Origin of the sequence: Xanthomonas indica (genome assembly GCF_040529045.1) — a bacterium.
Taxonomy (GTDB): Bacteria; Pseudomonadota; Gammaproteobacteria; order Xanthomonadales; family Xanthomonadaceae; genus Xanthomonas_A; species Xanthomonas_A indica.
Genome location: NZ_CP131914.1, coordinates 1,071,301 through 1,091,541, shown reverse-complemented (window position 1 = coordinate 1,091,541; position 20,241 = coordinate 1,071,301). Strand labels below are relative to the sequence as shown.

20 protein-coding genes are annotated in these 20,241 nt (G+C 71.4%); 14 read left to right on the top strand and 6 right to left on the bottom strand.

From position 1 onward, the window contains the following. Positions 1 to 234 precede the first annotated feature (234 nt). The 3 genes from Q7W82_RS04655 (at position 235) to yccS (ending at position 3,468) form a co-directional block, all read left to right on the top strand. Positions 235 to 765, top strand: coding sequence for a uracil-DNA glycosylase family protein (locus Q7W82_RS04655; RefSeq protein ID WP_242160215.1), 531 nt, complete (start codon positions 235 to 237; stop codon positions 763 to 765). Between the two features lie 212 nt (positions 766 to 977). Continuing rightward, complete coding sequence (locus Q7W82_RS04650) at positions 978 to 1,178, top strand: hypothetical protein (RefSeq protein WP_242160214.1); 201 nt, start codon at positions 978 to 980, stop codon at positions 1,176 to 1,178. A 67-nt stretch (positions 1,179 to 1,245) separates the two neighbouring features. Then, on the top strand, positions 1,246 to 3,468 hold the full coding sequence (yccS, locus tag Q7W82_RS04645; protein WP_242160260.1) for a YccS family putative transporter: 2,223 nt from the start codon (positions 1,246 to 1,248) through the stop codon (positions 3,466 to 3,468). Here the strand turns inward: yccS and Q7W82_RS04640 are convergent. Continuing rightward, positions 3,413 to 4,624 carry an MFS transporter gene (locus Q7W82_RS04640; RefSeq protein WP_242160213.1) on the bottom strand — a complete coding sequence of 404 codons (1,212 nt, stop codon included), beginning with the start codon at positions 4,622 to 4,624 and terminating at the stop codon, positions 3,413 to 3,415. The genes yccS and Q7W82_RS04640 overlap by 56 nt on opposite strands. Before the next feature lie 214 nt (positions 4,625 to 4,838). On the opposite strand from Q7W82_RS04640, the gene Q7W82_RS04635 reads away from it, so the two are divergent. The 8 genes from Q7W82_RS04635 (at position 4,839) to Q7W82_RS04600 (ending at position 10,808) form a co-directional block, all read left to right on the top strand. Then, positions 4,839 to 5,765 carry a hypothetical protein gene (locus Q7W82_RS04635; protein ID WP_242160212.1) on the top strand — a complete coding sequence of 309 codons (927 nt, stop codon included), beginning with the start codon at positions 4,839 to 4,841 and terminating at the stop codon, positions 5,763 to 5,765. Positions 5,766 to 5,868: 103 nt separating this feature from the next. Then, complete coding sequence (locus tag Q7W82_RS04630) at positions 5,869 to 6,813, top strand: LysR family transcriptional regulator (protein WP_242160211.1); 945 nt, start codon at positions 5,869 to 5,871, stop codon at positions 6,811 to 6,813. A gap of 27 nt (positions 6,814 to 6,840) precedes the next feature. Beyond that, complete coding sequence (locus Q7W82_RS04625) at positions 6,841 to 8,763, top strand: MFS transporter (RefSeq protein WP_242160210.1); 1,923 nt, start codon at positions 6,841 to 6,843, stop codon at positions 8,761 to 8,763. A gap of 94 nt (positions 8,764 to 8,857) precedes the next feature. Then, positions 8,858 to 9,157 carry a CD225/dispanin family protein gene (locus Q7W82_RS04620; RefSeq protein ID WP_048489319.1) on the top strand — a complete coding sequence of 100 codons (300 nt, stop codon included), beginning with the start codon at positions 8,858 to 8,860 and terminating at the stop codon, positions 9,155 to 9,157. 46 nt (positions 9,158 to 9,203) lie between these two features. Continuing rightward, entirely contained in the window at positions 9,204 to 9,485 is a 282-nt protein-coding gene (locus Q7W82_RS04615) for a CD225/dispanin family protein (protein WP_242160209.1), read from the top strand. Positions 9,486 to 9,543: 58 nt separating this feature from the next. Further along, on the top strand, positions 9,544 to 9,966 hold the full coding sequence (locus tag Q7W82_RS04610; RefSeq protein ID WP_242160208.1) for a DUF2752 domain-containing protein: 423 nt from the start codon (positions 9,544 to 9,546) through the stop codon (positions 9,964 to 9,966). Between the two features lie 78 nt (positions 9,967 to 10,044). Further along, positions 10,045 to 10,395 carry a CD225/dispanin family protein gene (locus Q7W82_RS04605; RefSeq protein WP_242160207.1) on the top strand — a complete coding sequence of 117 codons (351 nt, stop codon included), beginning with the start codon at positions 10,045 to 10,047 and terminating at the stop codon, positions 10,393 to 10,395. A gap of 5 nt (positions 10,396 to 10,400) precedes the next feature. Continuing rightward, complete coding sequence (locus Q7W82_RS04600) at positions 10,401 to 10,808, top strand: DUF2752 domain-containing protein (protein ID WP_019797682.1); 408 nt, start codon at positions 10,401 to 10,403, stop codon at positions 10,806 to 10,808. A gap of 277 nt (positions 10,809 to 11,085) precedes the next feature. Here Q7W82_RS04600 and Q7W82_RS04595 read toward each other — a convergent pair whose 3' ends face one another. Genes Q7W82_RS04595 through Q7W82_RS04575 form a run of 5 tightly spaced genes read right to left on the bottom strand, consistent with a single transcriptional unit; the run spans position 11,086 to position 14,619 of the window. Then, entirely contained in the window at positions 11,086 to 11,982 is an 897-nt protein-coding gene (locus Q7W82_RS04595; protein WP_242160206.1) for a hypothetical protein, read from the bottom strand. Between the two features lie 52 nt (positions 11,983 to 12,034). Further along, positions 12,035 to 12,961: an NAD(+) diphosphatase gene (gene nudC / locus Q7W82_RS04590; RefSeq protein WP_242160205.1), complete on the bottom strand. Its 927-nt coding sequence runs from the start codon at positions 12,959 to 12,961 to the stop codon at positions 12,035 to 12,037. A gap of 48 nt (positions 12,962 to 13,009) precedes the next feature. After that, complete coding sequence (erpA, locus tag Q7W82_RS04585) at positions 13,010 to 13,396, bottom strand: iron-sulfur cluster insertion protein ErpA (RefSeq protein ID WP_017908990.1); 387 nt, start codon at positions 13,394 to 13,396, stop codon at positions 13,010 to 13,012. A 31-nt stretch (positions 13,397 to 13,427) separates the two neighbouring features. Then, positions 13,428 to 13,877 carry a polymer-forming cytoskeletal protein gene (locus Q7W82_RS04580; protein ID WP_160946138.1) on the bottom strand — a complete coding sequence of 150 codons (450 nt, stop codon included), beginning with the start codon at positions 13,875 to 13,877 and terminating at the stop codon, positions 13,428 to 13,430. A gap of 7 nt (positions 13,878 to 13,884) precedes the next feature. Next, entirely contained in the window at positions 13,885 to 14,619 is a 735-nt protein-coding gene (locus Q7W82_RS04575) for a DUF6776 family protein (RefSeq protein WP_160946137.1), read from the bottom strand. 186 nt (positions 14,620 to 14,805) lie between these two features. Here Q7W82_RS04575 and Q7W82_RS04570 point away from each other — a divergent pair, with 186 nt between their 5' ends. From Q7W82_RS04570 to Q7W82_RS04560, 3 genes are read left to right on the top strand one after another with little or no spacing between them, the layout of a single operon-like run. Further along, positions 14,806 to 15,432: a DUF4126 domain-containing protein gene (locus tag Q7W82_RS04570; RefSeq protein WP_242084692.1), complete on the top strand. Its 627-nt coding sequence runs from the start codon at positions 14,806 to 14,808 to the stop codon at positions 15,430 to 15,432. A 35-nt stretch (positions 15,433 to 15,467) separates the two neighbouring features. Further along, on the top strand, positions 15,468 to 17,384 hold the full coding sequence (locus Q7W82_RS04565) for an EAL domain-containing response regulator (RefSeq protein WP_242160204.1): 1,917 nt from the start codon (positions 15,468 to 15,470) through the stop codon (positions 17,382 to 17,384). A gap of 2 nt (positions 17,385 to 17,386) precedes the next feature. Further along, positions 17,387 to 20,044, top strand: coding sequence for an ATP-binding protein (locus Q7W82_RS04560; protein WP_242160203.1), 2,658 nt, complete (start codon positions 17,387 to 17,389; stop codon positions 20,042 to 20,044). The last annotated feature ends 197 nt before the right edge of the window (positions 20,045 to 20,241 follow it).

Sequence of the window (20,241 nt, the reverse complement as noted above, 5' to 3'; positions counted from 1 at the left end):
GGAGCGGCTTCAGCCGCGACGAGCGAAGCCCAAAGCACAGCTGACAACTTCGCTCGTCGGGACTGAAGTCCCTCCCACAACAGAGCCGGACCGTGCATCTGTAGGAGCGGCTTCAGCCGCGACACGTGCATGACCGGGAACGCCGGTCGCGGCTGAAGCCGCTCCTACGGAGGTCCGCACGCGGCCACCATCGCCCTTGCGCTAGCCTGAAACCTCCCGGTTCGCGCAAACCCCATGCCCCTCTCCCCGACCCTCCGCAGCCGCTTCCGCGCGCTCGCCGCGCAGACCGACGGCATCGACACCGCGGTCTACGCCGCCTGCGGCAAGGATCCGCTCGATCCCATCATCGGCCTCGGCCGCCGCGATGCACGCCTCTGCATCCTCGGCCGCGACCCGGGCCGCAGCGAGGTGGAGCACGGCGAGCCCTTCGTCGGCAGCGGCGGCCAGCTGGTGCGCAAGGCGCTGTACCGGCACCTGCACGAGGGGGCGGAGATGCCGGATTTCGCCGCCGGGCTCGAGGCCGGCCGCGTCGCGTTCTGGCTCAACACCGTGCCGTACAAGCCGGTGGGCAACAAGGCCTGGTCCATGCCGGTGAAGCGGCGCTTCCATCCGCTGATGCGGCGCCTGCTGCTCGAGCAGTGGCGCGGCGACGCCATCCTCACCCTAGGGCGCGTCATCCGTTCCCGAGCATGCCGCGCCGTGATTGCGCGTGCCTGTGGCAAGGAAAAGGGAGGAAGTGGACGTCCGTCCACGCCCGAGCGATGACGCGGTCACGGGCGCGCGCAATCACGGCCCTTCGGGTTGGGCCTGGCAGGCGCGCGGCCGGCGCCGCGCGGCTTGACCTGACGGCCAGTCAGGCGCTGCGCCACGCAACGCCGGCCGCGCGCCTGCCAGACCCAACGCGGCATCCTCGGGAATGGACGACACGCCCTAGCCGCGAGGCCTTCCTGTGGTTCGGCATCGACCAGCCGCGCGAGGTGCGCGCGGCGCTGGACGCGTTCTGGGCACGCGAGGATCGCTTCCAGGCGCAGACCGAGGTGGAGCTGCGCAGCGAGGACGGCCGCCGCACCCGTCGCGTGACGCTGTACCCGCTGCCGCATCCCTCGCCGCTCAACCAGGCTTGGTACAAGCGCTTCCCGGCGCTGCTGGACGCCCGCCTGCGACAACTGGACGTCTGAGCGCACTCGCGTAGACGGGCCCGCTCGAGGGGGATCGCATACAGCGACGGTGCGCTATCGTGTCGCGGTGCCGAGCCCCTCGATCGAAACCCGCCTGAGCCGCCTGTGGGCCCATGAAAAGGCCAGCTACGGGCTGCGCGTGTTCATCGCGCTGGCGGTGGCGATGGGCGTGTGCTGGCATCAACAGCAACTGGAGGCGGTGCCGGCGATCTTCCTGGGCACCATCGCCAGTGCCATCGCCGAGACCGACGACAACTGGCTGGGCCGGATCAAGTCGGTGCTGCTGTCGCTGCTGTGCTTTGCCGCCGCCGCGGCCGCGGTGGTGCTGCTGTTCCCGTATCCGTGGCCGTTCGCGGCCGGCCTGGCGCTGTCCACCTTCGCCCTGACCCTGCTCGGCGCGCTCGGCGAACGCTACGCCTCGATCGCCCAGGCCACGGTGGCGCTGGCGATCTACGCGATGATCGGCCTGGACCACGGCAACCAGAACGGCCATGTCGGCGGCAACGCCTGGCACGGCGTGGCCTTGTTGCTGCTCGGCGCCAGCTGGTATGGCGTGCTGTCGGTGCTGTGGACGGTGCTGTTCGCCAACCGGCCGGTGCGCGAACGGCTGTCGCGGCTGTACCTGGAGCTGGGCCGCTACCTGCGGCTCAAGGCGGCCCTGTTCGAGCCGGTGCGGCAGAGCGACCTGCATACGCGGCGGCTGGCGCTGGCCGAGCAGAACGCGCGGGTGGTGGCGGCGCTGAACGCGGCCAAGACCGCGATCATCAGCCGCTTCGGCCGCTCCGGCCGGCCCGGCGTGCAGTCGGGCCTGTACTTCCGCCTGTACTACATGGCGCAGGATTTCCACGAGCGCGCCAGTTCCTCGCACTACCCGTACGAGGCGCTGACCGACGCGTTCTTCCACAGCGACGTGCTGTACCGCTGCCAGCGCCTGCTGGCCCTGCAGGGCAAGGCCTGCGCGGCGCTGGGCGAGGCGATCCGGCTGCGCCAGCCGTTCGACTACGGCGAGCAGACCCAGCAGGCCACCACCGACCTGCGGCAGTCGCTGGATTTCCTGCACGCGCGCGCCGATCCACGGCAGGCGCGGCTGCTCGGTTCGCTGGAACTGCTGGTCACCAACCTGCACAGCATCGAGCGGCGCCTGGCCGAGGCCGCGCAATCGGACACCACCAGCGACACTCTCGACACCCGCCTGCGCGACTCCTCGCCGCACACCCTGCGCGAGATGCTGCGGCGCCTCGGCCAGCAGCTCACGCCCGGCTCGGTGCTGTTCCGGCATGGCCTGCGCATGGCCATCGCGCTGGTGGTGGGCTACGCCATCATGCAGTCGATCCACGCCAGCAACGGCTACTGGATCCTGCTGACCACCGCCTTCGTGTGCCGGCCCAACTACGGCGCCACCCGCCTGCGCCTGGCCCAGCGCATCGCCGGCACCCTGATCGGCCTGGGCGCGGCCTGGGCGCTGATGCAGCTGTTCCCCGGCACCGAGCTGCAGTTGCTGTTCGCATTGCTCGGCACCCTGGTGTTCTTCGTCACCCGCACCGACCGCTACATGCTCGCCACGGCGGCGATCACGGTGATGGCGCTGTTCTGCTTCAACCTGATCGGCGACGGCTTCATGCTGATCTGGCCGCGCCTGCTCGACACCCTGATCGGCTGCGCGATCGCCGCCGCCGCCTCGTTCCTGATCCTGCCGGACTGGCAGGGTCGGCGCCTCAACCAGGTGCTGGCGACGGTGCTGTCCAGCAGCGCGCGCTACCTGGCGCAGGTGCTGGAGCAATACCGCAGCGGCATGCGCGACGACCTGCCCTACCGCATCGCCCGCCGCGACATGCACAACGCCGACGCCGCGCTGTCGGTGGCGCTGTCGAACATGTTGCGCGAGCCCGGGCGCTACCGCCGCAACCTGGACGCCGGCTTCCGCTTCCTGGCCCTGTCCAACACCTTGCTCGGCTATCTGTCGGCGCTGGGCGCGCACCGCGCCGCGCTGGCCGGCGAGACCGATCCGGACATCGCCCGCGCCGGCGACTACCTGCCGCAGGCGCTGGGCGCGTTGGCCGACGCACTGAGCGAGCGACGCGCGCTGCCGGCTGCCGACGAATCCGCCGAGATCGCGCTGGCCGAGGCGCTGGAGCGCGAGGAGGGCATCGACGAGGCCAAGCGCCGGCTGGTGCGCAACCAGCTCGCCCTGACCCTGCGCCTGCTGCCCAAGCTGCGCGCCGCCGCGCAGGCCGTCAGCGCCGCGCCGGTGCCGCCGGCGCCGACGCTGGCTGCGCCGGCCGCACGCTGATGCCCATCCACAGCAACGCCGCCACCGCCAGCGCCGCACCGCCGATCGCTACCCCGCGCCAGCCGGCGTAGGCGTAGGCCGCGGTGCCGAGGCTGGATCCGATCGCACCGCCGATGAAGTAGCAGGTGACGTAGGCCGAGGTGATGCGGTTGCGCGCGGCCGGATCCAGTTGGTAGATCACGCTCTGGTTGCCGATGTGCACGCCCTGCACCGCCACGTCCAGCAGCACCACCCCGGCCAGCAGCAGCCACAGCGAGTGCGGCGCGCCGAGCAGCAACAGCCACGACAGCAGCAGCATGACCAGGCCGCCCCAGCCGACCCAGTGGCCGGCGCCGCGGTCGGAGAGCTTGCCGGACAGGTTGGCGGCGAACGCGCCGGCCGCGCCGATCAGCCCGAACAGGCCGATGGTCGCGGTGCCGTAGCGGTAGTCCGGGCCGGACAGCAGGAACGCCAGTGTGGTCCAGAACATGCTGAAGCCGGCGAAGATCAGCCCGCCCAGCACCGCCCGCGCGCGCAGCACCGGCTCGTCGCGCAGCAGCGCCAGTACCGAGCCGATCAGGTGCGGATAGGACAGGCGTGGGTTGCCCGGGTGCCGCGGCAGGCCGCGCCACAGCAGCCCCGACACCAGCAGGATCAGCGCCGCGGCCACCCAATACACGGTGTGCCAGCCGCCGATCCCGGCCAGCAGGCCGGACACCGTGCGCGCCAGCAGGATGCCCAGCAGCAGCCCGCTCATCACCGTGCCGATGACCCGGCCGCGCTCGTGCGGCGCGGCCAGGGTGGCGGCGAACGGCACCAGGATCTGCGCCGCCACCGAGCTCAGCCCGGTGATCAGCGTGCCGAGCAGCAGCAGCGCGAAGCTGTGCGCCATCGCGCTGACCAGCAGGCCGACCGCGCTGAGCGCATACAGACCGACGATCAGGCTGCGGCGCTCGAAGCGGTCGCCCAGCGGCACCAGGAACAGCAGGCCGGCGGCATAGGCCAGCTGCGCGGTGGTGACCACCATGCCGGCGCGGCGCACGTCGATGGCGAAGGTCTGCGCCAGCACTTCCAGCAGCGGCTGTGCGTAGTAGTTGCTGGCCACCGCCAGGCCGGTGGCGATGGCCATCAGCAGCACCAAGCCGCGGCGTATCGGCGGATGTGAGGTCGTGTCCATGGACGGGAACCGGATCGAAGAGAGGGCGCAGTCTGTGGCGGCAGGATCGATCTTTCAAACGCATTTTTTTCACCACTGCCATCTGCTTTTGAGATAGCGTGAGCGTGGCTGCCGACAGCCCGGCCGCGTCGGCGGATCGGCGCTCCGGACGCACGCCATGTCCGGACTCGGACGCTGCCACCCCGACCACCATCGCCTTGAAGGAATGCGCTCCATGCCCAGCACCGACATCGCCGAGGCGCTGCACCAGCACGGCTACGCGGTGATCCGCGGCTTCCTGGGCGAGGGCGACATTCCGGGCGGCCTGCTGCGCTTCCTGGAAGGCGCCGAGAAGTTCCACGATGGCGTGATCGGCGAGCTGCCGGCAGCGGACATGCAGCGGATCCAGGCGCGCATTGCCGCGACCGTGCCGCCGGTGGCCGCGGCCATGGGCCTGGCGATCGCCGCCGACCGCTTCGGCTACTGCGCCATCCGCATCCGCGAGAGCCATGCCGCGCCGAGCCTGCGCCTGCCGTTCGACCAGCACCGCGATCCGAAAACCGCGCCGGGCGGCGCGCTCAACTGGCACCTGGACCACTTCAGCTATTTCCTGCATGGCGACCACCGCAACTACCTGATCTGCTACATGCCGGTGCTCAAGCCCGACGCCGGCCTGGCCAACGTGGCGATCGTCGCCGACGACGTGGTCGCGCGCCTGGACCCGCGGTTGCATGAGCGCATCCAGGGCCGCGGCGCGCTGCGCTTCCGCTGCGTGGAGGCCGACACGCTGGACTGGTTCCGGCTGCGTTTTCCCGGCGAGGCCATCGCCATCGGCGACTGGTATGCGATCGAGGACCTGCACGACGCCAGCCCCGGCTGGAAGATCGGCTTCGACCTGGAAGCGCACAAGGTGGTGCCGCAACTTGCGGTCGGCGACCTGCTGATCATGCGTGCCGACGTCATCCACCGCACCCACGACGCCGGCTGCGACCGCATCTCGGTGCGCTGCGACGCCCTGCCCGTGCATGCGCCGCGGCTGGACACGCTGCGCGGCCTGCTCGGCATTACCCTGCGCTACCCGTTCATGAGCCGCAAGCGCCGCTACAACATCCGCCTGTGGCTGCGCCAGCAATGGCGCAAGCGACTCGGGCGGCCGGCATGAGCCTGGCCTTGCAACAGACCGCGCTGCAACGGACGGCACGGCACACACGCGGCAGCACCGCGAATCGGCAGCGCCGCCACCGCGACGCGCGCCGGGCCACGCCATGCTGACCCTGCGCCAGCTCGAATTCGCCGTCGCCGTCGCCGAAGAAGGCAGCTTCACCGCCGCCGCGCGCCGCTGCCACACCGTGCAGTCGGCGCTGAGTCACCAGATCGCCAAGATCGAGCAGGCGCTGGGCGCGCGGCTGTTCGAGCGCGGCGCGCGGCAGGTGCGCGCCACCGCCGCCGGCGAGGTATTCCTGCACAACGCGCGCGCCACCCTGCGCGCGGCCGAGCGCCTGCACGAGGAAATGGCGCAGACCCTGGGCACGGTGCGCGGCCGCCTGCAGATCGGCCAGATCTCCTCGTTGAACGCAGTGCAGGTGCCGGCGGCGCTGCGCCAGTTCCGCGAGGCGCACAGCGCGGTGGACGTGCACCTGCGCACCGGCATGAGCGATGCGCTGCTGCTGGACCTGGGCGAAGGCCGGCTCGACGTGGCCCTGGTCGGGGTCGGCCCGCACGTGGCGCTGCCGCCGCAGCACCTGCTGCTGCACGAGGAGCCGCTGGCGTTGATCGCCGCGCCGGGCAACCGCTTCGCCACGCGGCGCGAGGTCTCGCTGCGCGAACTGGAGGACGCGCCGATGGCCGGGCTGATCCCCGGTGCCGGCGTGCGCGGCATCATCGACCGCGCCTTCGCCGCCGCCGGCCTGCGCCAGCGCCTGCAGTACGAGGTCACCCACGCCGACCTGCAGCGGCAACTGGTGGCCGAGGACCTGGGCCTGGCGGTGGTGCCGCAGACCATGGCCACCGGCATGCACGGCGTGGCCACGGTGGCGCTGCGCGAGCGCTTCCGCTTCCTCACCTACGCCGTGTGGCGGCCGGACCCGACCCCGGCCGCGCGCGCCTTCATCGCCCTGCTGCGCGCGCGACGCGACGCCCTGCAGGCCGCGCCGGACAACCCCGGAGCGGGCCGTCGCGCGCCACGCCTGCGCGCGCGGCGAACCTGCTAGGCTGCGCGCGTTCGCAAAGGAGCCTGCATGTCCGCCCACAGCCAGTTCGCCCTGCTGCGGCAACGCCGCTTTCTGCCGTTCTTCGTGGTCCAGGCGCTGGGCGCCTTCAACGACAACGTGTACCGGCAGGCGATCATCGGCCTGCTGTTCTATCTGGGCGTGACGCCGGAGCAGCGCACGCTGTACACCAACCTGGCACCGGCGCTGTTCATCCTGCCGTACTTCCTGTTCTCCTCGCTGGCCGGGCAGATCGCCGAGAAGCTGGAGAAATCGCGGCTGGTGGTCATCACCACCACGATGGAGATCGGCATCATGTCGCTGGCCGCGGTCGGCTTCCTGACCGAGAACATGGCGGTGCTGCTGGTGGCGCTGTTCTGCACCGGCCTGCAATCGACCCTGTTCGGGCCGGTGAAGTATTCGATCCTGCCGTCGGTGCTCAAGCCGGAGGAACTGACCGGCGGCAACGGCCTGGTCGAGATGGGCACCTCGATCTCGATCCTGTGCGGCATGATCCTGGGCGGGCTGATCTTCCAGATCGCCGGCGACCACGGGCCGGTGGCCGCGGCCACCGCGGTGGTGGCGCTGGCGGTCACCGGCAATCTGGTGGCGCGCTGCATCCCCAGGGTCGACGCCGGCGCGCCCGAGCTGAAGATCAACTGGAACCCGCTGCCGGAATCGCTGGCGATCATGCGCCTGACCCGGCGCCAGCTGGCGGTGCGCAACGCCGTGCTCGGCGTGTCCTGGTTCTGGTTCGTCGGCACCGTGCTCACCGCGCAGTTGCCGACCTACGCCGAACTCAACCTGGGCGGCGCGCAGGACCTGTACATCTTCGCCCTGGCGCTGTTCTCGATCGGCACCGGCACCGGCTCGCTGCTGTGCGAGAAGCTGTCCGGGCGCACCGTGGAAATCGGCCTGGTGCCGCTGGGCGCGTTCGGCATCAGCGCCTTCATGCTCGACCTGTATTTCGCCCGGCCCGGCGCCGCGCTGCAGACCGGCCTGGGCATCGGCCAGTTCGTGCACCAGGCCGGCAGCTGGCGGATCATGCTCGACCTGGTCGGCATCGGCCTGTGCACCGGCCTGTTCGTGGTGCCGCTGTTCGCGCTGATCCAGAGCCGCACGCCGAAGGCGGAGCTGTCGCGCGTCATCGGCGGGCTCAACATCCAGAACTCGCTGTTCATCGTGCTGGCGGCGATGATCGGCATCGCCCTGCAGATGCAGCAGCTGCAGCTGTTCGGCACGCGCATCCCGATGCCCGGGCTGAGCATCCCGCAGGTGTTCCTGGCGCTGGCCATCGCCAACGCGATGGTGGCGATCTGGATCTTCAGCATCGTCCCCGAATTCCTGATGCGCTTCCTCAGCTGGGTGATGGTGCGCACGCTGTACCGGCTGCGCCTGCACGGTGTCGAACGTCACGTGCCCGAGGAAGGGGCCGCGCTGATCGTGTGCAACCACGTCAGCTACATGGACGCACTGGTGCTGGCGGCGGCGATCCCGCGGCCGGTGCGCTTCGTCATGTACTACCGCATCTTCAACATTCCGGTGATGCGCTGGATCTTCCGCACCGCCAAGGCGATCCCGATCGCCGGCGCGCGCGAAGATCCCGAGCTGATGCAGCGCGCGTTCGACGCCATCGACGCCGCGCTGGCCGAAGGCGAACTGGTGTGCATCTTCCCCGAGGGCGCGCTGACCAAGGACGGCGAGATCGCCGCGTTCAAGTCCGGCGTGGAGAAGATCCTGGCGCGCCGCGCGGTGCCGGTGGTGCCGATGGCGTTGCGCAACATGTGGACCAGCATGTGGAGCAAGCGCGATTCGCGGTTGCGGCGCATGCGCGTGCCGCGGCGCTTCCGCGCGCATGTCGAGGTGATCGCCGATGCGCCGGTGGCCGGCGCGCAGGCCACCGCCGAGACCCTGGAAGCCCACGTGCGGCGGCTGCGCGGCGACGCCGCCTGAGCGCGGCGCAGGTGCCGCGGGCGCGCGCTTCGGGTAAATTACCCGGAGGGGAGACGCCACAAGCAGCGGCGTCCATTGCGAAGGACCGAGGACAGTGAATCAGGTCGTACCACCACCAGCGCCCAACGCGACGGGCGTCTATGTGCCCAACAATCTCGTCTGGGCCATCCTCTCCACGCTGTTTTGCTGCCTGCCGCTGGGCATCGTCTCCATCGTCTACGCCTCGCAGGTGGATGGCCGCCGCGCCGCTGGCGACATCGCCGGCGCACGCGAGGCCTCGCGCAAGGCCGGCCTGTGGGCGATGTGGTCCGCGTTCGCGCTGCCGATCCTGATGGCGTTGTGGTTCCTGCTGTTCGGCGGCCTGGCCTTCCTCGGCAGCCTGACCAGCCACTGACCCTGGGCGTTTCCCGTTTCACCACCCAACCACCGGAGCAACACGGATGAATACCACCGCACCGCAAGTGTCCAACAACCTCGTCTGGGCGATCCTGACCACGCTGTTCTGCTGCCTGCCGCTGGGCATCGTGTCCATCGTCTACGCCTCGCAGGTCAACACCAAGCTCGCCGCGGGCGACGTGACCGGCGCGCGCGAGTCGGCGGACAAGGCCAAGAAGTGGGCGATCTACTCGGCGATCACCTCGGTGGTGCTGATCGTGCTGTACATGATCTTCATCTTCGCCCTCGGCGGCCTGGGCATGATGCAGCAGGCCTCGGCGTCCTGAGCACCGCGGCCGCCGTCGCCTGCGACGGCGGCCGGCCACACGCGAGCGCCTTCCTGCCATGTCCCTGCCGCGCCTGCAGTCCCTGCCCCGCTGGCTGCCGCTGGCCGCATTGAGCGGCGCCGCGGTGGTCGCCACCGTGGTGTTGCGTCGGGTCGATCCCAACGTCCCCGGCAATCCGCTGCCGGGCTGCCCGTTCCGCGCCCTCACCGGCCTGTATTGCCCCGGCTGCGGCAGCACCCGCTGCCTGCACGCGCTGGTGCATCTGGACCTGGCTCACGCCTGGACCAGCAATCCCCTGCTGGTGGTGGCACTGCCGCTGCTGGCGATCATGGCGCTCAACGCCGCCGGCCTGCGCCTGCGCCCGCTGGCGCCGCTGCTGAAGATCCTCGCCGACCCGCGGCTGTGGCTGTGGGTGCTGCTCGGCTACGCGCTGCTGCGCAACCTGCCCTGGTCTCCCTTCACCCTGCTCGCGCCGCACTGACGGCCTGCCACACCCGCACACCGCAGCGACTCGTCTAGACTCAGCAACTGCCGTGCACCACCCATCAAGGAGATCCACATGAGTACCGTCAGCCCCGTCGCGCCCCCGCCGCCTCCCGCCTCCGGCGTCCCCGGTCCGGTCCCCAATCACCTGGCCTGGGCGATCATCTCGACGGTGCTCGGTTTCTGCCTGTGCTGCCCGGCGCTGATCACCGGCATCGTCGCCATCGTGTTCTCCAGCAAGGTCAACGGCCTGCTCAACCAGGGCGACCTGGAGGGCGCGCGCCGCGCCTCCAACACTGCCAAGACCTGGTGCTGGGTGACCACCGCGCTGGCCATCATCGGCCTGCTGATCAACGTGGTCATGCTCGCCACCGGCGGCATGCAGAGCTACATGGACTACATGCAGCAGATCCAGCACGCGAGCTGATCGGCATGCGCGCCTGGCAACAACGGGCGTGCCTGGGCGCCGCCGCCGCACTCGCGGCCGGCGGCGCCACGTTGTTGTACCGCTTCGACCCCAATGCCGCGAACAACCCGTTCGCGCCGTGCATGTTCCATGCGCTCACCGGCTACTACTGCCCGGGCTGCGGCATGACCCGCGCCCTGCATGCGCTGGTGCACCTGGACCCGGTCGGGGCGTTTGCGATGAATCCCGGCGCGATGCTCGGCCTGGCGCTGCTGCCCGGCCTGATCGCCTGGAAGGCCGGCTGGCGTGCGGCCTGGTTCGCGCCAGTGATCAACGTGGTCTCGCGCCCGAACTTCTGGCTGGTCGCGCTGCCCGGCTACTGGATCGCACGCAACCTGCCGTGGTTCCCCTTCACCCTGCTGGCGCCGCACTAGCCGGCCTGCCGTATCCGCCTCGTCGGGTCGGGTCGGGTCGGCTCGGGTCGGGTCGGGTCGGCTCGGGTCGGCTCGGGTCGAGTCGGGTCGGCTCGGCTCGGGTAACAGACTCGCACCTGCCAGCCCGGTTGATGGGCACCCCTCATCACCTCGGCACGCGTCCCGTACCGCGACGGGCATTCCCGACAACTCCGTCGTGGCTGAAGCCGCTCCTACGCGACACCGTCATGCGTGGCAGAAGCCGGTTGTTGGAGGTGCCCTGATGTCGGGAGCGGCCTCAGCTGACCCAGCCGGCGATCACCAGCAGCGCCAGCAGCACCAGCCACAGCAGCAGCACCCGCCAGACCTGGCTCATCGCATCGCGCAGTTCGGGCAGGCGCCGCAGCGCCGGCACCACCATGCCCGCGTCGCTGTAGTCGTGCGCCTCGGCATCGAGTTCGCCGCGCACGCTGGCGCAGGCCACCGGCCCGAGAAAGCCGGTGTCCAGCTGCCAGCGCTTGCTGCCGGCGGCGCGCCAGGCACCGAACACCGCCTCGAAATTGCCGACCAGGGCCAGCGAAAACGTCATCAGGTGCGCCACCGGCCATTCCAGCGCCGTCAGCAGCGCCCGCGCGCCGGCGGCGGTGGCCGGCGGCAGCCGTGACGCATACGGGCCGACCGCGGCCAGCGCCAACAACCGGTAGCCCAGCGCGCCGAACGGCCCCAGCAGCAGGAACCAGAACAACACCGCGAACCAGCGCCGCAGCGCGCTGACCGCCACCGCCTCGACCAGCCCGGCCGGATCGGCGCGCAGCGGCCCGCCATCGACCTGCAACTGCGCCACCGCCAGCTGCCGCGCCGCGGCATCGTCGGCGTCGATGATCGCTTCCACGTCGGTATCCAGGTCGCGCGGCCCCCAACTGAAGGCCAGGACCGCGATCCCGAACAACAGCGTCAGCAGGCCCAGATGCGGCGCCGCCAGCAGCCACTGCAGCAGGCCGACCAGCAGCAGCGGCGGCAGCAATGCCAGCGCGATGCCATAGCGGCCGCGCCAGGTGCTGCCCTCGCCGGCATGCGTGTCCAGCCAGCTCAGCCAGTCGCCGAAGGCGTCGAAGCGGCGCAACGAGGCCACCATGCCGGGCGCGACATGGCCCAGCACCAGGGCGACGATCACAGCGACGAGGGTCGTGAACATGCAGGTCCTCCGGGACCGTTCTGAAACGGATGCGCGCAGCGCGCCGGCGTGGTCAGGCCGGCGCGCCGTGCCGGTACCAGTCCTCGATCAGCGCACGGGCGATGGAAATGCGCGGCGGCAGGCGCAGGCCGTGGCCGTCGTCGGCGCTGTCGCCTTGCGCCGCCAGGCGCGCCAGCGCGGCGCCGACCTCTTCGCGCTCGAACCAGCGCGCGTCTTCCAGCTCGCCGTCCACCTGCGGCGTGTCCGCCTCCGCCTGCGCGGTGAAGCCGAGCATCAGCGCGCCCGGAAACGGCCACGGCTGCGCACCGTAGTAGCGGCAACTGCCGGGCCGCACCCGCACCTGGGTCTCCTCGGCCACCTCGCGCACCACCGTCTGCTCCAGCGATTCGCCCGGCTCGACGAAGCCGGCGATCACCGAGTAGCGCCGCGCCGGCCAGCTCGCCTGGCGCCCCAGCAGCAGGCGCCGGCCATCGCTGACCGCCACGATCACCGCCGGATCCACCCGGGGGTAGTGTTCGCTGGCGCACTGCGTGCAGACGCCGAGGAAGCCGCCGCGCTGCAGCGCGATGGCACCGCCGCACACGCCGCAGAAGCGGGTGCGCGCCTGCCAGTGCAGCATCGCGCGGGCGTAGGCGAACAGGCCAGCCTCCAGCGCCGGCCACTCGGCGGCGGCGCGACGCAGGTCGATGCGCTGCGGCGGCGGCGCCCGCTGCGGCACCGCCTCGGCGGCCAGCGCGAACCAGGCCTGGCCGTGGTCCAGGCCGAGGAAGAGCGCCTGCTCCGCCGGCGCGCCCAGCGCAGCGGCGCTGGCGATCAGCGGGCGTCCGTCGGTCTCGGCATGCGCATGGCCATCGGCGTCCAGCAGCAGCACCCGTGCCTGCTCCCAGGCCTGGCGCAGCGCGGCCGGATCGTTGCGCACGGTATCGGCACGGTCGATCGCGGGACCGGCGAAGGCGAAGGAGTCAGTCGGATCGGACATGCGCCGCAGGGTGCAGGCAAACCGCGCGTCCCGCAAGCCGCAGCGTGTCTACACGCTGAAGCTGCTGCCGCACCCGCAGGTGGTCTTGGCGTTGGGATTGCGGATCACGAACTGCGCCCCGTGCAGGCCCTCGCTGTAGTCCACTTCCGCGCCCATCAGGTACTGCAGGCTGAGCGGGTCGACCAGCAGGGTGACCTGGTCGGTCTGCACCGCCAGGTCGTCCTCGGCGCGGTTCTCGTCGAACTCGAAGCCGTACTGGAAGCCGGAACAGCCACCGCCCTGGATGTACACACGCAGCGCCAGCGCGTCGTTGCCTTCCTCGCGGATCAGCTCGCGCACCTTGGCCGCGGCGGCCGCGGTGAAGTTCAACGGCCGATCCAGCGACTGGTAGTCGGGCGTGGGCGCGGCGCCCGGCAGGGAAACGAGAGTGCTCATGGCGCCAGGATGGGGACGGCCGCCGCCCGAATCAAGCCTCGGCGGTCAGCGCGCGCGGCGGCTCGGCGTCGCCGGCGGCCTCGCGATGCGCTTCCGGCGGCGCCAGCGCGGCGAGGCTGCCAGCGTGGATCAGGCGCCCGGTCAGCTGCGCGCCGGCGTTCATCTCCACCACCTGGTAGTGCACGTTGCCCTGTACGCGCGCCTTCGACGCCAGTTCCACGCGCTCGGCAGCGTGCACGTCGCCGATCAGCTGGCCGTTGATGATCACCACCGGCGCGCGCACCTCGCCCTCGATGCTGCCGTGCTCGGACAGGGTCAGCGTGGCCGGTGCGCCGTCCTCGGCCACGACCTTGCCGAGGATGCGCCCTTCCACATAAAGCCCGCCGCTGAACACCAGGTCGCCGCGGATCACCACCTGCGCCCCGATCAGCGTATCGACCACGGTCTGGCCGCTGCTGCGGCTGTTCTTGTTCCCAAACATAGGCTGATTATTCCCCTTTGCCGTTACCGGCCAATGTCCAATCGAAGGTCTGGCTGACCGGCGCCCCGCCGCCGCTCAATACCACCCGCACCCGTTGCGGAGTGAAGCCCTTGGGCAGGATCACGCTGCCATCCAGTTGCTGGAAGTAGCGGAACGAGTAGTCCTGCCCGGGCACACCGGTCTTCTGGTGCAATTCGTCCCAGCCCACGCTGGTCAGCTTGCCGCCGCGCACGCCTTCCACAGTCAGGCGCAGCTGGCCCTGGCTGATCGCGCCGCGGTTGAGGTTCTGGGTCAGCACCACGTTGTAGCGCCAGGTGCCGCCGGCCTCGGCGGAAAATTCCACCGAATGCACGCTCAGGCCCTTGCGCTGGCTGGTAGCGCCGACCAGGCGCTCGTAGAAGGCCACGTCGGCACGCAGCCCGGCGATCTCCTCGTCGCGCTCGGCCAGCGAACTCTGCACCTCGTTGTTGGCGGCGCGGCTGATCTGGTCGGAGCGGGCCAGGGTGGCCTGGCGCTGGTTGAGCGTCTCGATCTGCCGCTGCTGCGCCTGCAGGTTGCGCTCGGCCTCGCGCAACTGCGCGCTGACCGCACTCAGCCGCGGTGCGGCCTGGCGGCTCGCCAGCCACCAGGTCAGCGCCAGCGACAGCAGCCACAGTCCGGCCAGCAGCAGCCACAGCCCGCGGCCGCGGCGGGGCGCGGCGCCGTTGGGCACGATCTGGAAACGGGGAACGGGTCGGTTCATGCGCGCTGCCGCGCCACCGAGGCGGCGCCGGCGTCGATCCTCGCGGGTCGGCCTGCTGGGCCACCTAGTGTAAGCCACCCTCCTGAGCGGCGCCGGACTGCGCGGCCGGCCGGCGCCGCGGGCTGGCCTTCGTGGCGGGCTTGGCCGATAGTGGCCGGCATCCGTGCAGTTGCAGGAGCGCCTGCCATGACCGACGCCCATCTTTTCGTAATCGGCATCCTGCTGGCCTGGCTGGCGGGGATCCGCGTCTACCTGACCGTGTTCGGTGTCGGCCTGGCCGGCCTGCTCGGCTGGCTGGACCTGCCGCCGGCGCTGCAGGCGACCCAGTCGTGGTGGGTGCTGGGTACCTCCGGCGCGCTGGCGCTGGCCGAGTTCTTCGCCGACAAGATCCCCGGCGTGGATTCGGTGTGGGACCTGCTGCAGACCCTGACCCGGATTCCGGCCGGCGCCTTCCTCGCCGCGGCCACGCTCTCGCCCGACGGCCAGCTCGGCGCCGGCGCGCTGGCCACCGGCGCCGGCGTGGCCCTGACCAGCCACGCGCTCAAGGCCGGCACCCGTGCCCTGCTCAACACCTCGCCGGAGCCGGCCAGCAACTGGATCGCCTCGCTGGCCGAGGATTCGGTGGTGATCGCCGCCCTGGCCCTGGCTCTGGCGCACCCGTGGCTGGCGTTGGCCGTGGTGCTGGCGGCAAGCGTGCTCGGCGCGCTGCTGGTGTGGTGGACGTGGCGCCTGCTGTGGCGGGGCATGCGCCGCCTGCTGGCGCCGGCGGCGCCGTCTGCCGCGCCGCAAGGCACGCAGCCTTCGCGAACTTGATCGCATAATTGGACGCGCACCAGGAACCAGACGCGATGCCCGCCAACGACGCCGCTCCGCTTTCCCATCGCGAGGACCGCGCGCGCCATGTCCGCGCCGAGACCCCGCCGCCGCACTACTGGCGCCGCTGGGTCGGCGACGCGCAGACCACGGCGCCCGCCGACCTCGCCGCCGATGATCGCGCCGCCGACTCCGCGGCGGCCGCCATGCCGCTGGCCAGCAGCGAGCATGACGATGGCCCGGCCGACGCCAGCGCGGCCGCCTTCGTCGTCGCCGACACCGCCTCCGATTCCGCCGCACAGGATGCGGCCGCACCCTACCGCGTGCTGATCGTCGAGGACGACCGCGCGCAGGCGCTGTTCGCGCAGAGCGTGCTGCACGGTGCCGGCATGCATGCGCAGGTGCAGATGCAGGCCGAAGACGTGCAGCAGGCCATCGTCGACTACCGCCCCGACCTGATCCTGATGGACCTGCACATGCCGGGCCTGGACGGCATGCGCCTGACCGCGCTGATCCGCCAGCAGCCGCAGCACCAGCTGCTGCCGATCGTGTTCCTGTCCGGCGATGCGGATCCGGAGCTGGAGTACGAAGTGCTCGACAGCGGCGCCGACGACTTCCTGACCAAGCCGATCCGGCCGCGACACCTGATCGCCGCGGTCTCCAACCGCATCCGCCGCGCGCGCCAGCAGGCGCAGCAGGACCACGCCGAGGCGGTGCCGCTGAACAATCCGGAGACCGGCCTGCCGACCCGCGCGCATCTGCTGCAGCTGCTGGACACGACGCTGCGCGCGCGCCGCCCCGGCAGCCTGTACTTCATCGAGATCGCCAGCGCGCTCGGCCTGCGCGAACGCTACGGCTACGCCGCATTCGAGCGGCTGATGGCGCAGGCCGGGCGCCGTCTGGCCGGCGTCACCGCGCCGCAGCCGCTGGCGCGGCTCAACGACAACAGTTTCCTGCTGCTGAGCGAGGACGCCGATGCCGACGCGCAGCGGCAGCGCGCGCACGGCCTGCGCGACACCTTGTCCGGCCACGCCTTCCCGCTGCGCGAGGACGAGGCGCTGCACCTGCGCTGCGCGATCGGCTATGCCGACTTCGGCCATGGCTTCGAGGACGCCGGCAGCGCGCTGGAGGCGGTGGAACGCACCGCCCTGCAGGCACGGCTGCAGCCGCAGGGCATCGCCGCCTACGTGCCGCCGCGCGCGGACGAGGACCTGCAACGCATCGCCATGCTGGAAGGGCAACTGGAACCGGCCTACCAGCCGATCGTCGCCGTCGCCGGCGGCGACATTGCCCAGTACCAGGTGCTGCTGCGCCTGCGCCAGCGCGACGGCAGCCTGCTCTCGGCCGGCCAGGTGCTGCCGGCCGCCGAAGCCGGCGGCCGCATCGCCGACCTCGACCAGCAGGTGCTGGACCACGCGCTGGGCCTGCTGCATCTGTACCAGCACGCCACCCCGCCGCTGCGCCTGTTCGTGTCGCAATCCTCGCGCACGCTGGCGCGCACCGCCTTCGCCGAATGGCTGATCGACACCATCGGCCGCCGCGGCGTCACCGGCACCTCGCTGGTGATCGACCTGCGCCTGGACGATGCGCTGGTCCATACCGCCACGCTGCAGCAGTTCTGCGCGCGGCTGATGCCGCTGGGCGTGCAGTTCTGCATCAGCCAGTTCGAGCCGGGCGCCGAAGCCGAAGCCCTGCTCGCGCACCTGCCGCTGGGCTATCTGCGCCTGTCGGCGCGCTTCGCCGGTGCGCATGCCGATCCGGATCTGCGCGACCAGCTGCGCGCCACCATCGACCTGGCGCACCGCGCCGGCCTGCTGATCATCGGCCAGCAGATCGAGCAGGCGCAGGCGGCGGCGGCGATGTGGATGGGCGGGGTCGACTTCATCCAGGGCAACCTGGTGCAGTCGGTCGGCGACCAGCTCAACTTCGACTTCCAGAACGCGGTGCTGTAGCCATGACTGCCCGTCGACGCCGGCCGGTTCCGCGGCCGGCGGCCTTCGCCGCGGCGCTCGCCGTCGCCGGCACCCTGCTGGCGCTACCGCCGCTGGCACTGCCGTTGCCGGCGCCATGGCACTGGCTGGCACCGCTGTGCATGGCCGCCGCTGCGGCGCTGGCCACCGCCGCCGGCTGCCGCGCGCGGCAGCAGATCGAACGCCTGGATGCGGCACTGGCGCGCGCCGCGCTGGCCGAATCCGAACGCAACGCGCTGCAGCACGACGTGCACGCGCGCGAGCGGCTGGAACAGGAACTGCTGCAGGCCAAGCAGGCCGCCGAAGCCGCGGTGCTGGCCAAGGGCGAGTTCCTGGCGACGATGAGCCACGAGATCCGCACCCCGCTCAACGGCATCATCCCGATGCTGGAGCTGATCGGGCGCGGCCCGCTCGGCCTGGACCAGCGCGAGATGCTGCGCGCGGCCAACACGTCCTCGCTGCAGTTGCTGCGCATCGTCGACGACATCCTGGATTACTCCAAGCTGGAAGCGAACCGGCTGGAGCTGGAGATCACCACCTTCAACCTGCGCGAACTGCTCGACGGCGTGCTGGAGCTGATGCAGCGCGCGGCCGAGGCCAAGGGCCTGCGCATGGCGCTGCAACTGGACCCGGCGGTGCGCCTGCCGGTGCGCGGCGATCCGGTGCGCCTGCGCCAGGTGCTGAGCAACCTGCTCGGCAACGCGGTCAAGTTCACCGCGCGCGGCGGCATCGACCTGGGCGTGCGCCGGCTCGGCGAGACCCCGGCGCAGCACCTGCTGCGCTTCGAGGTCCGCGACACCGGCATCGGCATCAGCGCCGAGCGCCAGGAGCACCTGTTCCAGGCCTTCACCCAGGCCGATGCCTCCACCACCCGCCTGTACGGCGGCACCGGGCTGGGCCTGACCATCTGCAAGCGCATCGTCGAACTGATGGGCGGGCGCATCGGCGTGGCGTCGCGGCAGGGCCAGGGCGCCACGTTCTGGTTCGAGATCCCGCTGCTGAAGGTGATCGGCGACCTGTCGCGGAACCCGGGCGGCCTGCCGCGGCTGCACGCGCTGCTGGTCGGCGCCGACGCACGCCTGCAGCAGCGCCTGAGCGTGCTGCTGCCGAACTGGGGCGTGCAGGTCAGCAAGGTCGATTCGACCCAGGAGGCGCTGGAGCGGCTGCGCGGCAACGGCAGCGGTGCGCGCCCGGCCTACGATCTGGTGATCGGCGACCTGGACGGCCTGCGGCAGAGCGCGCGCGCCTTGCAGCGTGCCGTGGCGCGGCTGCCGGCGCCGCAGACCACGCGGCTGATCTGGCTGTACGGCGAGGCCGACATTCCCGAGGAAATTCGCGCGCACGGCGCGCTGCTGTCGCGGCAGGCCGCCGATATCGACCTGCGCAGCATGCTGGCGCTGGCGCCGGCGACACCGAGCCTGGCCAGCGAGACCGCCGCCAGCGACGACGCCGCGGATACGTTCTACCACGACGCCTTCGCGCAGGACGCCAAGGACAGCCCCACACCAAGCCGCGCCGCGGCCGCGGCAACCGCTGCGGCAGAGACCGATGCGCCGCCACCGCACAGCGGCTACCGGCTGCTGCTGGTCGAGGACAATCCGGTCAACCTGATGGTGGCGCGGCGCCTGCTGGAGTCGCTCGGCCACCACGCCGACAGCGTCGAGGACGGCGCTGCCGCGCTGGCGCAGTTGGCGCGGCAGCCGTACGACCTGGTGCTGATGGACTGCCAGATGCCGGTGCTGGACGGCTACGCCGCCACCCGCCAGTGGCGCCAGCGCGAGACCGAGGCGGCACGCCCGCGCCTGCCGATCGTGGCGATGACCGCCAACGCGATGGCCGGCGACCGCCAGCGCTGCCTCGAGGCCGGCATGGACGATTACCTGTCCAAGCCGATCGACCGCGCGCGGCTGCAGGCCTGCCTGCAGCGCTGGCTGCCGACGCAGCCGGCGGCCATGCCGGCGCGCGAGACAGTCGCGCCCGAGGCGGATGCAGCCCCGGCGACGGACGCGACCGTCCCCAGCGGACCAGCGGATGCACTCGCCGACGCGATGCACGTCGAAGCGCAGGACACCCGCCACGCCGACATGCACCCGGCGGACGCTGCCATCGCGTCCACCCCCACCGCAACGTCGACCGCCCCGATGCCATCGCCCGATCACGCCACACGCGACGTCCCTCCGACAGCGCCTGCGCTGGAACAGCACGAGGCGTCGCCGTCGCCGCTCGCCTCGCCGGAGACAGACGAGCTTGAGCCGCCATCGGCGGTGCCGGCGCCGGTCCTGGACATCGCGGTGCTGGACGAATTGCGCGAGGTCATCGGCTCGGCCAGCGTGGCGCAGATCGTCGAGCTGTTCCTGGCCGATGCGCCGCTGCTGATCCAGCGCCTGGAGCAGGCCGCGGCGACAGCGGAGAGCGATGCGCTGCGCGAGGCGGCGCACACGCTGAAATCCTCGGCCGCCAACCTCGGCGCACTGGCGCTGTCGGCCGCGGCACTGCGCATCGAGTCGGGCGTGCGCACCGGCACGCTGGATCGCCCCGTGGTCGCGGTTGCCCTGGTGATCGCCGAGTTCGCGCGCGCGCGCCTGGCGCTGAGCGGCTACCGCGCCAGCGTCCGCGATGCCGCCGAACCCGCCGCGCCGTAACGCGGCATCGCGCGGATGTGGCGTCGCCCCGCGCCTGCAGGCGGCGCGATCGCCTGCCAGATCTGCCACCGAGCATCGAAGGCGCAGACGCACCGCCTGCTGTTTTTCTCGTAGGAGCGGCTTCAGCCGCGACAGGCGTTGCCGGTAACGCCCGTCGCGGCTGAAGCCGCTCCTACAGTAAGAGGGCGCGGTGCGTG

Coding starts and splice junctions, on each gene's coding strand:
- Q7W82_RS04640 (WP_242160213.1), bottom strand. CDS start 4,624: ATGGACACGACCTCACATCCGCCGATACGCCGCGGCTTGGTGCTGCTG.
- Q7W82_RS04615 (WP_242160209.1), top strand. CDS start 9,204: ATGAATACCACCGCACCGCAAGTGTCCAACAACCTCGTCTGGGCGATC.
- Q7W82_RS04600 (WP_019797682.1), top strand. CDS start 10,401: ATGCGCGCCTGGCAACAACGGGCGTGCCTGGGCGCCGCCGCCGCACTC.
- nudC (WP_242160205.1), bottom strand. CDS start 12,961: ATGTCCGATCCGACTGACTCCTTCGCCTTCGCCGGTCCCGCGATCGAC.
- Q7W82_RS04580 (WP_160946138.1), bottom strand. CDS start 13,877: ATGTTTGGGAACAAGAACAGCCGCAGCAGCGGCCAGACCGTGGTCGAT.
- Q7W82_RS04575 (WP_160946137.1), bottom strand. CDS start 14,619: ATGAACCGACCCGTTCCCCGTTTCCAGATCGTGCCCAACGGCGCCGCG.
- Q7W82_RS04625 (WP_242160210.1), top strand. CDS start 6,841: ATGTCCGCCCACAGCCAGTTCGCCCTGCTGCGGCAACGCCGCTTTCTG.
- Q7W82_RS04570 (WP_242084692.1), top strand. CDS start 14,806: ATGACCGACGCCCATCTTTTCGTAATCGGCATCCTGCTGGCCTGGCTG.
- Q7W82_RS04595 (WP_242160206.1), bottom strand. CDS start 11,982: ATGTTCACGACCCTCGTCGCTGTGATCGTCGCCCTGGTGCTGGGCCAT.
- Q7W82_RS04655 (WP_242160215.1), top strand. CDS start 235: ATGCCCCTCTCCCCGACCCTCCGCAGCCGCTTCCGCGCGCTCGCCGCG.
- erpA (WP_017908990.1), bottom strand. CDS start 13,396: ATGAGCACTCTCGTTTCCCTGCCGGGCGCCGCGCCCACGCCCGACTAC.
- Q7W82_RS04565 (WP_242160204.1), top strand. CDS start 15,468: ATGCCCGCCAACGACGCCGCTCCGCTTTCCCATCGCGAGGACCGCGCG.
- Q7W82_RS04635 (WP_242160212.1), top strand. CDS start 4,839: ATGCCCAGCACCGACATCGCCGAGGCGCTGCACCAGCACGGCTACGCG.
- Q7W82_RS04605 (WP_242160207.1), top strand. CDS start 10,045: ATGAGTACCGTCAGCCCCGTCGCGCCCCCGCCGCCTCCCGCCTCCGGC.
- Q7W82_RS04630 (WP_242160211.1), top strand. CDS start 5,869: ATGCTGACCCTGCGCCAGCTCGAATTCGCCGTCGCCGTCGCCGAAGAA.
- Q7W82_RS04610 (WP_242160208.1), top strand. CDS start 9,544: ATGTCCCTGCCGCGCCTGCAGTCCCTGCCCCGCTGGCTGCCGCTGGCC.
- Q7W82_RS04560 (WP_242160203.1), top strand. CDS start 17,387: ATGACTGCCCGTCGACGCCGGCCGGTTCCGCGGCCGGCGGCCTTCGCC.